15 protein-coding genes are annotated in these 14,515 nt (G+C 49.3%); 4 read left to right on the top strand and 11 right to left on the bottom strand.

The genetic code is table 11. The features are described 5' to 3' along the window. Positions 1-21: 21 nt before the first annotated feature. Entirely contained in the window at positions 22-492 is a 471-nt protein-coding gene (locus AC50Y5_RS21875) for a CcdC family protein (protein WP_056032105.1), read from the bottom strand. 173 nt (positions 493-665) lie between these two features. Between AC50Y5_RS21875 and AC50Y5_RS21870 the strand changes: the two genes are divergently transcribed. Beyond that, positions 666-2,024: an MFS transporter gene (locus AC50Y5_RS21870; RefSeq protein WP_494863711.1), complete on the top strand. Its 1,359-nt coding sequence runs from the start codon at positions 666-668 to the stop codon at positions 2,022-2,024. 29 nt (positions 2,025-2,053) lie between these two features. Here the strand turns inward: AC50Y5_RS21870 and AC50Y5_RS21865 are convergent, their stop codons facing one another. From AC50Y5_RS21865 to AC50Y5_RS21835, 7 genes are all read right to left on the bottom strand, one after another. Next, positions 2,054-2,791, bottom strand: a complete 738-nt coding sequence (locus AC50Y5_RS21865; RefSeq protein ID WP_494863709.1) for an ABC transporter permease — start codon at positions 2,789-2,791, stop codon at positions 2,054-2,056. A 1-nt stretch (position 2,792) separates the two neighbouring features. Then, a complete protein-coding gene (locus AC50Y5_RS21860) occupies positions 2,793-3,512 on the bottom strand; it encodes an ABC transporter permease (RefSeq protein WP_327204910.1) in 720 nt (239 codons plus the stop codon). After that, entirely contained in the window at positions 3,512-4,426 is a 915-nt protein-coding gene (locus AC50Y5_RS21855) for an ABC transporter ATP-binding protein (RefSeq protein WP_494863707.1), read from the bottom strand. Before AC50Y5_RS21855 ends, AC50Y5_RS21860 begins: the two co-directional genes overlap by 1 nt. Positions 4,427-4,485: 59 nt before the next feature. Then, a complete protein-coding gene (locus AC50Y5_RS21850) occupies positions 4,486-5,913 on the bottom strand; it encodes a sensor histidine kinase (protein ID WP_494863705.1) in 1,428 nt (475 codons plus the stop codon). Beyond that, on the bottom strand, positions 5,910-6,584 hold the full coding sequence (locus AC50Y5_RS21845) for a response regulator transcription factor (protein ID WP_056033039.1): 675 nt from the start codon (positions 6,582-6,584) through the stop codon (positions 5,910-5,912). Before AC50Y5_RS21845 ends, AC50Y5_RS21850 begins: the two co-directional genes overlap by 4 nt. A gap of 78 nt (positions 6,585-6,662) precedes the next feature. Then, positions 6,663-8,135 carry an amidase family protein gene (locus tag AC50Y5_RS21840; RefSeq protein ID WP_494863703.1) on the bottom strand — a complete coding sequence of 491 codons (1,473 nt, stop codon included), beginning with the start codon at positions 8,133-8,135 and terminating at the stop codon, positions 6,663-6,665. A 238-nt stretch (positions 8,136-8,373) separates the two neighbouring features. Then, a complete protein-coding gene (locus tag AC50Y5_RS21835) occupies positions 8,374-8,823 on the bottom strand; it encodes an SRPBCC domain-containing protein (RefSeq protein WP_494863701.1) in 450 nt (149 codons plus the stop codon). A 247-nt stretch (positions 8,824-9,070) separates the two neighbouring features. Here AC50Y5_RS21835 and AC50Y5_RS21830 point away from each other — a divergent pair, with 247 nt between their 5' ends. Continuing rightward, the gene (locus AC50Y5_RS21830; protein WP_494863699.1) at positions 9,071-9,919 is read left to right on the top strand and encodes an AraC family transcriptional regulator; all 849 of its coding nucleotides are present in this window, start codon (positions 9,071-9,073) and stop codon (positions 9,917-9,919) included. Here AC50Y5_RS21830 and AC50Y5_RS21825 read toward each other — a convergent pair. Then, complete coding sequence (locus tag AC50Y5_RS21825; RefSeq protein ID WP_494863697.1) at positions 9,879-10,292, bottom strand: hypothetical protein; 414 nt, start codon at positions 10,290-10,292, stop codon at positions 9,879-9,881. The genes AC50Y5_RS21830 and AC50Y5_RS21825 overlap by 41 nt on opposite strands. 205 nt (positions 10,293-10,497) lie before the next feature. Further along, the gene (locus AC50Y5_RS21820) at positions 10,498-11,373 is read right to left on the bottom strand and encodes a LysR family transcriptional regulator (RefSeq protein WP_056032133.1); all 876 of its coding nucleotides are present in this window, start codon (positions 11,371-11,373) and stop codon (positions 10,498-10,500) included. A gap of 108 nt (positions 11,374-11,481) precedes the next feature. Here AC50Y5_RS21820 and AC50Y5_RS21815 point away from each other — a divergent pair, with 108 nt between their 5' ends. Both AC50Y5_RS21815 and AC50Y5_RS21810 read left to right on the top strand, forming a co-directional pair. Continuing rightward, on the top strand, positions 11,482-12,276 hold the full coding sequence (locus tag AC50Y5_RS21815) for an SDR family oxidoreductase (RefSeq protein WP_056032136.1): 795 nt from the start codon (positions 11,482-11,484) through the stop codon (positions 12,274-12,276). Positions 12,277-12,305: 29 nt separating this feature from the next. Next, positions 12,306-12,668: a nuclear transport factor 2 family protein gene (locus AC50Y5_RS21810; RefSeq protein ID WP_494863695.1), complete on the top strand. Its 363-nt coding sequence runs from the start codon at positions 12,306-12,308 to the stop codon at positions 12,666-12,668. A gap of 104 nt (positions 12,669-12,772) precedes the next feature. Here AC50Y5_RS21810 and AC50Y5_RS21805 read toward each other — a convergent pair whose 3' ends face one another. Further along, positions 12,773-14,473 carry a methyl-accepting chemotaxis protein gene (locus AC50Y5_RS21805; RefSeq protein ID WP_056032141.1) on the bottom strand — a complete coding sequence of 567 codons (1,701 nt, stop codon included), beginning with the start codon at positions 14,471-14,473 and terminating at the stop codon, positions 12,773-12,775. Positions 14,474-14,515 lie beyond the last annotated feature (42 nt).

The following is a 14,515-nucleotide window of genomic DNA, read 5'->3' as shown; positions in this document are numbered from 1 at the left end:
TTTTGTGCGTGCATGGAAAAGCTACGCCGCGAGCCGTTCTCTAGCAAGCTTTCTGAACTTCAGATAAGACATGACGCGCCAAGGAATGATATAGGAAAAGGCGATCACCATGAACAAGGCGGCGAACGTTTCCGGATCGAGCATCGACACATAATTTCGCAGCAGCAGGCGAATGCCCAAAATCGCTAGAAAAGCGACGATGAAGCCTCGATTCTTTTTCGCATAAATTTGCTGATCCTCGCGCACCTCATAATTAGTCGTCCAGATGAGCGGTATCGACAGCGCTAAGCCGATCACAATAGCGAGGAGCCATTCAAGCAGCGGCGCATGGATGTGAGGATTGAGGAAAATCATGAAGCCCGGCAGCATGAAAAGAAGGGGAAGCAGCAAACGTATGCCGCTGCCGCGAATCGGACGATAAAAGCTGCGCGTCCTCCTCCATAAAATCAATCCCGCGATTAAAATAATGAATACGTACACAGAGCCGTTCATGCTCACACCGCTTTCTTTGAAGGAATAGATAGTTTTAATTATAATCGTTCATCAGCTGGACTTCTATACGCTCCTAAACGCTCATGTTATACTTCATGAATATTAAAATTTCACATGGGAAGCAGTAGAGTCGGTTAACGAAAGCACTGTTCAACATCAGATTGGAGATTGTCATGTTTGGATACGGCAAGGCCATCAAGCAGCTTGCGCCCGCTGCAAAATGGCTGATTTTTAGCGAAATATGCTTCGGAATGACCATGGGGCTGTCGAGCCTTGTGCTTAATTTATATTTTCTATCAAAAGGTGTGAATGAAGAGGCGATTGGCCACCTGACATCGGTCAGCACCTTAATTGGAGGAGCCGTCGGCATTCCCGCCAGCATGCTGGCAGGACGTCTGGGACGAAAGCGAATTATGGTGAGCGGCATCTGCATGATGTCCGGCAGCTTTGCGCTGTTTGCAGTGAGCGACCACTTGCTTCTATATTATGGCGCTCAGGCCATGCTGTCCTGCGGCATCGTATTTATTGTTGCGACGGAAACCCAGCTGTTGTTTCAATATAATCGTTCCCGGGAAGCCGAGACGCAGGCTTACAGCCTGTTTCTCGCTGTGTTTATGTTTTTCAACATCGGAGGCACGCTGCTTGGCGGGTATTTGCCCCGCTGGCTCGGCACGCCAGCAGACCATTATGAGCCGCAGCTGTGGCTGGCGTCTATGTTCATGCTGCTGCTCGCGATCATTCGCGGATGGAAGCTGCCTTCTGATCGCCAAGCTGCTGTGAAGAAGACAACGCAGGAAGCACAGCAGCGGGGGATTGGGCCACAGGATACAGCGAAGGATCGGAAAGCTGGAGCTGGCAGCGAGCATCGGGCAGCAGTTGGGAAAGCATCCGCTTCGCGCAAATTTGCCCATTCGCTTACTCGTCTACTGCCAACGAAGCAGGTCTGGCTGCTAGCAGGATTTATTTTCATATCCGGCATTGCTGGCGCTTTGACCATGCCCTTCCTGAACGTCATCGTTAAGTACCAGCTCAATTGGGAAAATGAAGCCGTATCATCACTGCTCGCAGCTAATTATTTCGTCTTGTTCATCGGCACTTTGCTGGTGCCTTCCGTGTTATCCCGGCTCGGCGAGGTCAAAACGTATATGCTGTTGTTCGCACTGACGATTGTATGCGCAGCCGTACTGTCTGTCACCAGCTCGGTAGGCTTATTCGCTAGCGCACTGCTGCTGCGGGGCGGGCTGTTCGCCTTCCTCAATACGCTCATCGACAGCAACACGATGTCGTCGCTGCCGGACGAGGACCGCAACAGCTTTGCGGGGCTGCGCTCTCTGTTTCGCAGCATAGGCGGCGCGGCGGCTGCCTATGCGACCGGGCTGATGCTGGAGTACAATAATGTCCAGCTCCCTTTTCTCATCACGGCCATCGTTATGCTCATCAGCGCCATTTATTTCTGGTATGTAGTCAGGCCACTGTTGAACAAGCAGAACATACAGAACAAGCAGAAAACGCAGCAGCAGCTCGAACCGTAAGGCTGAGCTGCATGGGCTGTTTCCTGTTATTATATTTCTTTAGCTCGGAAATAGACTAGGCCGCCGATAATAAATAGAAGCAAGCTGCCTATAATCGTCATAAACAAGTTCATCACAGGCATAGTGAAGGCACCGTAATTTTCGGAGCCCAGCGCCAGCATCGCAATCGTCGGCTGCGCCCAAGGATAAAAGGGGCCATATTCTGCTGAGTTGATGACTAATATATTCGGCAGCGTCAGCATGACGTTAATCGTCAGCGGCGCTGCAAAGCTGCTCCAGCTGGTGGATGCCCAGAGCTGAAGCGCTGCTAAAGGCAAGCAAGCGAGCCAGCCTCCCAGCAAGCCCAGCAGCATAAAATTCCAAGGAATTTCATGGAGTCCGCGGGCAGCACCTGTAATGAGCACCGCTGCCAAGAAAAGCAGCTGCACACCGATGAGCAGCTCGGAAACGAGCCAGAATTTGGCGAAATAAAGCGATTTACGCGATATTGGCATCGCCAGCAGCTGCTTCCAGCCTCCCCCAGCATGCTCATAGCGGCAAACGAAAGCCGCAAAGACGCCAGTCAAAATCGGCAAAAGCAGCACCGCATGAAACAACGCCATGGATGAATACAAGCCTTCATATTGCTCGACAGGCGTGCCTTCTATTGGATTAGAGACAATGCCTAATAAAAACGAGAGCAGCGGACTAATAGGGACTAGCAGCCAAATGAAGGAGCGGGACAGCTTAAGCCGCTCGGATGCCAGCAGCCTCATGAATGCAGCCATTCTAGACCACATCCCTTCGGCCAAAATGCACAGAACCCAGCAAAAAAATAACTAGCCCGGTCAATATTCCCGCGCCGATATAAAGCTCTCCCTGTTCGCCTCTGAAGGCAAGCAGCGGCCAATTCAGCGGCAGCCACGTATATTTAGCCGGAAGATACATGGAAGCCATCGCGGTAACGATCCCGGCGCTAATGGAGAAGCCCTGATTGCGAAAGGTCATGCAGAGCCATAGCATGCAGGCAAGCATGGGCAGCGCACCTGCATAAGGATAGAAGCTTAGCCGCAGCACCTCCGTCAGCGGAAAGTGCCAGCCAAAGCCAAGCAGCACACCTAAAGCGACAGAGAATACGGCAAGCAGCAGGCAGGAGCAGGCCAGCAAAATCGCGCTCAGCGCAAATTTTGCAGAAAACACCGTCAGCCTTGATATAGGCAGCGCCAGCAGCTGCTTCCATGAGCCTGTGCCATGCTCCACATTTGCCAGCAGCGAGCTGACAAGCACGCAGCCGAGAAACAGCGAGATCGGCACAAACATGAAGATGTTATGCAGCAGCCCGCCCCATAAATCTTCGGCATACTGCTTCACTAAATAGTCATAACGGAGCCCAAAATTGACGGCTTGCAGCAATACAACGCCAAAAGGAGCAAATATAACGAGCGCCCACAGCCCTTTGCGGCGTATTTTCAAAAAATCGGCAGATAGTGCCTTGAAAAGCATGCCCATCACTTCTGTCCCCCTTCCCCAACAATTTGCAGGAAAAGATCCTCTAGCGATTTTCTTTTTTCTTCGATACGATATACGTCATGCTTGCGCGCTACTAATTGGTTCACCATCTGTGCCGCAGTGGCATCGCTTATTCCTTCCAGTCTAATAAGCGAGCCTTCTCTGACAGCGTCCAAACCCTGCTCATACAAGGTGAGCAGCGCCGCTTGCGGATCGGATACCCGCAGCTCGATTGTGCTCTGCGCCTTCTGCTGCAAATTTTGAATCGTATCTTGAAAAACAAGCTCCCCTTGCCTAACGATGCCTACCGTTCCCGCCATCTGTTCGACCTCGCTCAGCAAATGGCTGGAGATGAGCACCGTAATGCCATGCTGCCGCGGCATGCGCTTAATCAGCTCGCGAATTTCCAAAATGCCGGAAGGATCGAGGCCATTCGTGGGCTCATCCAAAATCAGCAGCTCTGGATTGCCCAGCAATGCGCTGGCGATGCCAAGCCGCTGCTTCATGCCCAGCGAATACCCCTTTACGGACCGCCGCGCCTCCTTCGCAAGGCCAACGATGTCCAGCACCTCGGCAATTCTCGCCCGTGGGACGTCGATAATTCGGCGAATGGCCTCCAAATTGTCGACTGCGGTAAGATTTCCGTAATAGGACGGGTATTCCACCAGCGAGCCGACTTTGCGAAGGATGTTCAGCCGTTCCTTTTGCAACTCCTTGCCGAAAATATGCACACTGCCGCCCGATGGCTTAATCAGCCCGAGCAGCATGCGGATGGTCGTCGTTTTCCCTGCCCCATTCGGCCCAAGAAAGCCGTAAATATCCCCTTTTTCAATGCGCAAATTCAGTCCGGCTACAGCATAACGCCCTTTATATTTTTTGCTGAGCCCTTTCGTTTCTATGACCCATTCGTTCATGTCTATCACCTCGAAAGCTAGAATAACGCATCAAGGTTAAAACCAAGGAGCCTCTTTGTTTAAATTTTGTTTAAAAAATAACCCGCCGCCGCTTCCGGATAGATTAGAATGCGTGTGCCTTCAGCTGTGCTGTCAATATGCCAGGCCAGCCCCATCTCGCGGACCAAATAATGAACGATCGCAAGGCCGATGCCTGCCCCTTTCTCCTTCGAGGCCGACTGGGTGCCGGGTCCCCGATCTGAAATGACAAGTGCCGAATGCTCGCTATGCTGCACGATGGCAGCGCCAATGTAGCCGCCGTCAGCGGCATGACGCATAACATTTTGGAACAGATTGTCCAAAATGCGACGGAAGCCGTCCTTGTCCACACGCCAGACAAGCGCCTGCTCGGGCAGTTCAATATCCGCCGCCAGCCCTTCGCGCTCCCAAAGCGGATACCAAGAGGCTGCGCTTTCCCTGACAAGCCGCAGCACATCCTGCGGTGCCAGCTCAAGCGGATACCGTCCGCTGGTCATCAGCGTATACGAGAGCAGATTTTCGATCAGGCTGCTGACCGTATCGATTTTATTTTCCAACTGCTTAACGGTTTCGCGTCCCGCCTGACTTAGCGGCTCCTTATGCAGCGTATACAGCTGACCGCCCATCACCGTCATCGGCGTACGCAGATCATGCGATAAATTCGCAATCAGCTCCTTGCGCAGCTCCTCCTCTTCGCGTTCCCTTTGCCTGCCCGCTCTAAGCTGCAAAATCATTTCGTTAAAAGCGATTTCGAGCTGTCCAATCTCATCCTGCTTATTCACCTCCACCGGCAGCGGAAGACCCTCTGCTCCCCGCCTCGTCATAGCAGCCTGCAAGCGCAGCAGACGCCTACGAATATGGCGGAAGAACAACAGCGATAAAGCCACGAAGAACAGGAACACCAGGATGAGAAAAAGAATATAAAACGGGGCTCCAGATATGAGCGGCGTATTGCTTTGCACAAGCGAACGCGGCAATTGCATCGCCATAAAGCCTTGGCCAAGCGGCTTATCGCCAATAAAGGCAACAACCGTAAACGTATCCGATCCGGTATATTCTTTCATAAACTGGATGGCATCTTCATTCGACCACAACACTGGCAATCTATTCTGCCCGCCAAGCTCCAGCTTCGTATTCCCTTCTCCATCAACCCAAAAGAAGGAAGCATCGGGATAGCTCTCCCGCAGCTTTCGCAGCGTTTCATTGATATGCTGGCTGGATGCGCCGGACAGCACGGCCGCCTGCTGATGAAACATTAGCTCAATCTCGCTGCTCTTGCCGTACTTAAGCTCCTGCATGTCCTGCTGCTGAACCGCAACTCCCAGAAAATAATACAAAATCGTTGCCACTGGAAACACAATCGGCACGAACAGAAATGCTGACAAAATAATGAGCATATATTTGGATTGCAGCGATTGAAACAAACGACCACCTTGGTGTGTCCGCCGCTCCTTCTTATCCCGCTTCACGGCTTCACCCGGTAGCCGATACCCCGCACCGTCTCAATAATTTCGGGATGAGCCGGGTCCTTCTCCAGCTTCTCGCGCAAATAGCGAATATGTACCATCAGCGTCTTGTCCCCTTCCAGATAAGCCTCGCCCCATACACCCTCATAAATTTGCTCCTTCGTCATAATCTGCCCCAAATGGCGCAGCAGGTAAGAGAAGATTTGAAACTGCTTGCCTGTCAAAAGAATTTCCTCGCCCGTTTCCCGATTTTCAATGCGGTTCTCCTGTTCAAAAACAAGCCAATGCTTAACCGCCAGCGGCTCAGCCGCAACGCTTGCAAAGCGGCGCAGCAGCACCTCGACCCTTGCCGTCAGCTCATCAGGATGAAACGGCTTCGTCAAATAATCATCAGCAAACTGCAGGCCTTGCAGCTTATCATCAATTGCCGTCCGCGCCGATAGCATTAGAATCGGCATGCTCGGCTCTGCCTTTTTCAACCGCTGCCCAATCGTAAAACCATCTAGTCCCGGCAGCATCACATCCAAAATCGCCAGTGAGCAGCCCGCCGCCTCCTCCAGCGCCCGTTCGCCGCTCAGCAGCCACTGCACCTCGTAGCCCCGCTCCTGCAAATGCGCATAAACGAACTGCCCAATTTCCTTGTCATCCTCAATATATAAAAGCTTTACACTCATCGTGGTTTCCCCTCCCCAGCTACAGCAAAGGTTATCAAGCTGAAATACTTTGAAAATAATACGCAGCAGCCTCAAACTCTATTTTTCTTCCTTCAATACAGGAGCAAAGCGATGCTTCGTTAATTGTTCAAAGCCATAAGCCAGCTTTATTAGGGTTGGCTCGCTGAAGGCGGCCCCCACAAAAGTGATGCCTTGCGGTCCATTGGTTACATATCCGCCGCTTGCGACAACCCCCTTCTCCGCGTATCCGCCAGGTACGGTAATAACCGGATAACCTGCTCTTGCAGCGAGATCGTCACCCCCCTCGTTGCCAAGGAACAGCAGCGCGTCCAGTTGATGCTCTGCAAGTGCATGGTCGATTCCTAGCTTACCCGCCATTTCTTTATTCCTCGCTAGGCTTTCCAAATAAGCCGGCTCCGTTAAGGTCCCGCTCGTCTCTTCCGAAGAAATGAGAGTATCTTGGCCATATTTTAACGCTTGCTCAGCGTTTGCCGCATTAAAAGCAATGACCTCCTGCAAGGAATGAACAGGGACATGCGCAGCAAGCTTGCCCAAATAATCATTCAAGCCCTGCTTCAATTCGTAGCGGATGACATTGCCATCCCACTGTTCCTGTTCACATGGCAGCTCTACAGGATCAACAATCGTTACTCCCGCCTCTCTTAGAATGACAATTGCAGCCTCTACTATCTCAAGCCGATCAGTATCTAAGCCCTGGTAATAAAATCTGGGAATGCCGATTCTCGCTTTTTTTAAATAGGAAGCGTCCAGAAAAGGGAGATAGTCATTTATAAAGCTCGTCTCTTGCTGTCCGTCCGCACCCGTCATTGCCCCCAACAGCAGTGCTGCATCAGCAACGGTTCTCGTCAAAGGACCCGCTGTATCTTGTGAATGAGAGATGGGGATAATGCCAGCGCGGCTAACGAGACCAATAGTTGGCTTCAGTCCGACAAGGCCATTTTGGCTGGCAGGGCTAATGATCGAGCCTGTCGTCTCCGTTCCAATAGCTGCCGCTGCTAAATTAATTGCGGTAGCTGCCGCTGAACCAGAACTGGAGCCACCAATGAACAATTCCCCTGGGCCATATGGATTGAGCGTGAGACCGCCTCTAGAGCTGTATCCCGCCCATATTTGACCCGACATGCACCCTGCCCATTCGGTCATATTTGTTTTACCAAGCAGTACCGCACCCGCTTCACGCAAGCGGGCAGCTACGAACGAATCCGCTTCGGCAATGGAATCCGCTAATGCTATGGAGCCTGCGCTTGTATGCATGGCGTCATGCGTATCTATATTATCCTTTAACAAAATAGGGATTCCATGCAGCAGTCCCCTGCTCCCACGCTCCTCGCGTTCCTTATCCAACTGCTTCGCGATGGCTATGGCCTCTGGATTTAGTTCAAGTACCGCATTGATGATCGGGTTATAACGTTCGATTCTTTCTAAATATATTAGCGTCAGTTTTTCAGAGCTAAGTACGCCCTCCTCCATCGCTTTGTGCATAGAGGCTATATCAGCTTCCACAACCCATTCCTCAAACTTAATCCGCATAAATCCAACCCCTTGATCGTTTGTATGTATATGGCTTCCATATTACCTTGTTCTTAGGGATTGTAAAGAAGTTTAGCCAAACTAAACTGATTCGTTATTCTTACTTTAAATCGCAACAAAGAACCAAAGCCGCCTATGGCTCTGGTTCTTTATTTTTCCGCTGCATGCGGATACATCCTTGCTTTTTGCAAAAAACGCCTCTATTGCTCTAACTCTTTATCCCATTATATATGTGCGCTTACCAGCCGAAATCAAGCGTCTTGCCCGTCTCCGCCAACGTCTTAATATTGCTGAGAATCATCCACCAGCTCGTCTTCGTATTTTCATATGACGGGTGGTCAGCTGGCCACTTATCATTCACCAGCGTCAGCTTGGTGCAGCCGCCGACCTTCTCAAGTGACAGCGTAAGCCGCGTTTCCAACTCCGCATGATTTTCACGATATGAGGGCCCCGGGTGCTCCGTACAGCTGAATAGCTCATTTGGCTTATATTCCAGTACCGTTCCGTAAACATGCACAACCTCTTCGCCCTTCTCATTTGGCCCAATGTATTCATAATGGGCACCTGGCTCAAACGTCGAATGCAGTGTGCTGCCAAAAAAGATTTTGCGCGTGTTTTCCGGCTTCATGAACGCATTCCAGACCTCCTCCGGTTCGGCATTCACATAAAAATCATATCTCAAATCCATACCTACACTCCTCCGCAATCGTGAATGGGCTGACCTTATACTTAAAATATAGGAAAGGATATGATTTTTCCATCCTCTCTCTATATTTCTCGGAATGAAACGCGCCGCGCCGAGAGAGGTCGGCGAAAGCCGTTTCACCTTATCTTGCTAGTAAGCTTAGCTGTGATAAAATTATTATAAGGTGCAAGCAGCAGCATGTATTGTAAAAACGCGACAACGACTATAACAATAAATTGCGGAGGAATTTATGATGAGCGCAAGCATGCAACGACCGAGCATGGGCCTTCTCCATTTGCAGGAGGGGGAGAAAAATTTTCAGCTTACGCGTTATGCGCCTTCCGAGGATATTGCTTTTTTCGTCAAGCATTTCTGGATCGTCAGCTGGGACTTGACTGAGCAAAAACAATATTTGCAGGAGGTTGTGCCTAATCCATGCGTGAACCTCATTGTTCAGCAGGAAAGAAGCGGGATTTTCGGTGCGGCCAAGCAGAAGTATAGTTATCTTGTAGAAGGCAAAGGCTGCGTCTTCGGCGCAAAATTCCGTCCTGGCGGCTTTTATCCGTTTATGAAGCAGCCGGTGTCCTCTCTTGCTGACCATCCGCTGGGCATCCATGATATTTTCGATATGGATGGGCCATCCGCCGAGAAGCTGCTGCTGGCACAGGAAGAAGAAGCCGCTATGGTCGAGCTCGCCGAGCGCTTCATTAAACCGAAGCTGCCTGCCCAGGATGAATCGGTCACGCTCATTAATCAAATGGTCGATTGGATTATAGCTCAGCGAGACGTTACGAAGGTCGACCAGCTATGCGAGGCTTTTCATATTAACAAAAGAACGCTGCAGCGTCTATTCGATCAATATGTTGGCGTTACGCCAAAATGGGTCATTCAGCTGTACCGGCTGCAAAATGCCGCTGAAACGCTGGAACGCAGCCCAAGCCATGACTGGACGCAGCTATCGCTAGAGCTTGGTTACCACGATCAATCACATTTTATTAAAGATTTTAAAGCTGTTGTCGGCGTCACTCCAGAACAATACGCCAGTGTCGACCATGGCATCAATCAAGTCGTTGCTGTTCCAGCACGAGGTTTAAAATAACATCTGGAGACTTATCGCCTTTCTCAAATCGCACATGCAGCGCCTTGGTCGCTTTTGCTTCCGTCCAATCGTTCGCTTCCGCGAGCAGTAAGCAGGCTTTAAAATATTTCTCGTAAAACGCGCTTTGCTGCTCGTGTGCTGCTTGAATCACATCCTTGCTAAGGTGGGACCCTGTTAATTCCGGACTGCGTTCCGGGCTCGCTGCAGCGAGCGCCTGTTGCATCCCAGTCGCACCAAGGTCGACGCAATAGGCCGGCTTGCCCGGCTGCAGACGCCAAGACTCATCCAAACTGCCGGCATCGACAGGGTCGAACCCTACCTGATCAACCAGTTGGAAAACAATGGATTTGGCTTCGGAGTTAAAGGCCTTCAATGACCGATATGCTTCAGGGAATCCCCTCTCCAACTGGCTATGTCATAAAAACACCCCGAAAGTGATGCATCATCTGAAATTGCCCCCGTTCATGAAACAAGGATAAAACACCTCCAAGTTGTACGATTATTTTACAATAGCCGTATTTCCAACTTAAAGGCGCTTTATCCTAGAGTGAATTTTTCATACAAGCGCGTAAATCAGCCTACCGCTGCTCATTTTCAACAAATGCAATAAACCGCTTGGCAGCCGGAGAAATATGACGATCCTCCCTCCACTTTAAGCCTATTTCCCAATACCAGCCATCATCCGTAATCGGAATCCAAACAAGTTCGTTTAACATTAATCCCATCGTCTTAGGCAAGACAGATACACCGAGATTTGACTTAACAAAGCCGGCTACTGTGATTAAGTCCTCGGCTTCATACGCCGAATCAAGTACAAAACCAGTATGTTGGAAACGCGACATTATCGTCGCTTTTAAGCCGCAATTGTTTTTCAAACCGATGAATGGCTCGCCCGAAAGCTCTGCCAAACTCAAAGCTGAACGATTCGCTAAATGATGCTGAGAGGCTACAACAATATACAATGGGACCTTCTGGATCATCATCCATTTATGATTGTCTAAAGTAGATTCCTTCGATGTAATCATAAGATCCGAATGTCCTTGTTCCAAATGCTCATCTATATCTCCAAGATTCCCTTGTGTCAATTCAAATCGAACCTTGGGATAGTCTAATTGATAGCTTCGGACTAAATGGGGGATTAAGTCAACACCAAGGATATTGAGATAGGATAAAGTAATAACGCCCGTCTCCGGGCTAGACCATTCTTCGATTTCTTTTACGCCGCTTTCAATGTTCTGCAAGGCTTTGCCGATCCATTTGGAGAACATGGCGCCATTGCGGTTCAGCTTCACGTTTCGCCCATTACGCTCAAACAAGGGAGCCCCGATTTCGTTCTCAAGCTTTGCAATCGCATGACTTAGCGCTGGCTGGGTAATACCGAGTGTCTTTGAAGCCATCGTCATGTGTTCTAAGCGTGCTACCGTCATAAAGTACTCTAATTGTGTAAGCTCCATTATGTGACCTTCTTTATATTAATATTATTCATCAATTTCATTATTATAATAGATTGGACGTTATGGAAGAGTCAAGTGTACTATTATTCATTATAAGGAGGAATAGATATGGATAGCACATTTGAGTACTCGGCAACAGAATTTAAAGGCAAGAAGGTGCTTGTAACTGGCGGTACAAAAGGAATGGGGCAAGCTGTTGTGAAGAGGCTAGCAAGCAGTGGAGCCACTGTCTTGACAACAGCCCGTTCCGTATCTGCTGACATGCCCGCTTCGGTCAAATTTGTTCAAGCCGATATTGCTTCGCCTGAAGGAGTAGAGCAAGTGATTGCAGCAGTGAAAGAACAGCTTGGTAGTATTGATATTATTGTCCATTGTGTAGGCGGATCCTCTACTCCACCAGGAGGCGCACTTGTCCTTAGCGATGACGATTGGCTGCAGGCATTAAATTGGAATCTTCTGGCCGCAGTAAGGCTTGATCGCGGTTTAATTCCACTCATGTTGGAAAACAAATCAGGCGTTATTCTGCATTTCACCTCCATCCAAAGAAAATTGCCTCTTTACGAGACTACATTAGCTTATGCAGCAGCTAAAGCTGCTCTCGCTAATTACAGCAAGGGGCTGTCTAATGAATTTTCTCCCCGTGGTATTCGTATTAATTCATTGTCTCCTGGTTTTATTCAGACTGAGGCAGCAGATGCGTTAATTGAGAGGATGGCAACTGCAACAGGAAGCAGAGAAAGTGCGCTCCAGCAGCTTATGGATTCGCTTGGAGGCATTCCAATTGGCCGCCCTGGGTTTCCTGAAGAAGTTGCTGAGCTGGTTGCATTTTTGGTTTCTGATCGTGCAGCATCCATTACAGGAAGCGAATATGTCATTGATGGCGGAACCATTCCTACCATTTAATTACTCAAACAAACTAAGGGGGAGATACTATGGAAATCCTTCAAATTCCAACTGTAATTCGTGAATATATGGATGCATCGAATAAGCCCGATCCAGAAGCATTTATAAATTGTTTTTCAGAAGATGCCGTTGTTTTGGATGAAGGAAAAAAGCGGATTGGCAAAAAGGAGATTAAAAAATGGGCCGATCAATACCATTTTGGAGCAAATGTAACGTTAGAGCCTAGATCAATACAAGAGAATAAGGATGAGATTGTTGTAACATGCAAGTTGGAAGGAACTTACGACAAAACAGGGTTACCCGACCCATTATTGCTCGATTACCATTTCCGTATTGCAGATGTTAAAATTGCGAGTTTATCCATTTTTCTAAACGATCACAAAAAAGATTAGAGAAATCAATCGCACAAAGTTTAAAAGCAAAGAGACAGCCCCTGTGCTACCGGGAGCTGTCTCTTTGCTTTTATTACAAATGAAGCTTGAAAGCCGGCATTCGCTTATACTTTGAATCTGCTGATTTTATCCTGAAGCTCCTCAGCCATGCTGGACAATGATGCCGCCGAGGATGCAATTTCCTCCATCGAAGCAAGCTGCTCCTGTGTCGCTGCGGATACATTATGCGCGCCGCCCGAAGCTTCCTCCGCAATATGCGAAATTTGCTTCACGAAGCCGACAACCTCATCCGTGCTTGCCGCCATTTGCTCGGCACTAGCCGAAACCTCTTGGATTTCGCCAGCTACCTTGTTAACGGCATCCAAAATTTGTTCGAAGGCTTCTCCAGCATTCGTCACAACTGCGATACCTTGCGATACCTCTTGTTTGTTCATCGTTACAGCTTGGACTGCATTAATCGTGTCCTTCTGAATAACGCTGACCAATCCGGTAATTTGCATGGCCGAAGCGGACGATTGCTCGGCCAGCTTGCGGACCTCATCTGCTACGACCGCAAAACCGCGACCGTGATCGCCTGCCCTTGCCGCTTCAATCGCCGCATTCAGAGCAAGCAGATTAGTTTGCGTTGCAATGGCGGTAATCACATCGGTAATTTTGCCAATCTCATGCGAACGCTCGCCAAGTTCAGTGACCAAGTCAGCAAGCGAAGAAATCGAACGCTGAATGGAATCCATTTGTACGACGGCCTGCTGAATCGTCCGGTTGCCTTCTGATGATTGAGCCGCCGCATCGAGTGCCGATGTAGATACGCTTTGCGCACGCAGCGCGATCTGCTCGACACCTATCGACATTTCGTCGATCGCTTGAGAGGAGCGCTTCACCATATCAACCTGCTCGCTTGTTCCGACAGCCAGTTCCTCGACCGTCTCGGAAATTTGCTCCGAAGCCTTGCTGTTCTGCTCAGCGCTTGCCATCAGCTCCTCGGAGGAAGCGGCAACGAGCGAAGAGGTCATGGAGACCGAATTAATGACCTCACGCAAACTGTGGGTCATTGCATTAAAGGATTTAGCCAAATCGCCGATTTCATCGCGGTTTTTAATGACGATCGTCTCGCCGGTCAGGTCGCCTTGGGCAATTTGCTCCGCCGCTCTGCTTACTTTCTGTACAGACCTAGATACCATCTGCGAAATCAAGATAGCAATAGCAATCGCTAGCAGTACAGCGAAGATGACTACGGCTATAATGGTATTCGTGCTAGTCACAGCCAGATCAACTGACTCGTCTGCAGCGTTTTTCGATCCTTCTATTCCCAGATTGATCAATTTGGTAATATTGTCATTAGCCGTATACCAGAGCGGGTAAGCTGTCGTATGCAGCTCGCTCGCCCTTTCAAAGTTATTTTCCTTGCCATATGCGATAAACTCTGGCATTTTGGTCAAATAAAGATCCAAGCTTTTGCCGAATTCATCGAACAGCGCCTTCTCTTCTTCAGTTTGAACCATCGTTGCATATTGCTCGCGTTCGGTTTTAATCTTGTCGATAAGATCGTTCAAAGCACTGTTCAACTTGTTGACTTCATCTGTATCCGTCTCGACAATGATGTTCAGGGCAAGCCGCTCAATGTCAGACACTTCCCCGTTCATAATTCCAAGAAGGGATACGCTTGGCATCCACCTATCATTCATTTCCTTTGCTTTGTCGCCCATTCCGTTCATGGCAAACATCGCGATTAACCCTGTTGCAACAAGCAGTAACGCTACCGAAATAAAACCCGTTAGCAATTTAAAGCGAATGCTGAACCTCATAACTTCACTCCTCTGATGTGTGTCTTAAATATATCGACATTT

This window comes from Paenibacillus sp. JT22N7 (assembly GCF_059383875.1).
The sequence above is the reverse complement of the archived record's forward strand: the minus strand, read 5'-3'. Positions and strand labels throughout refer to the sequence as shown.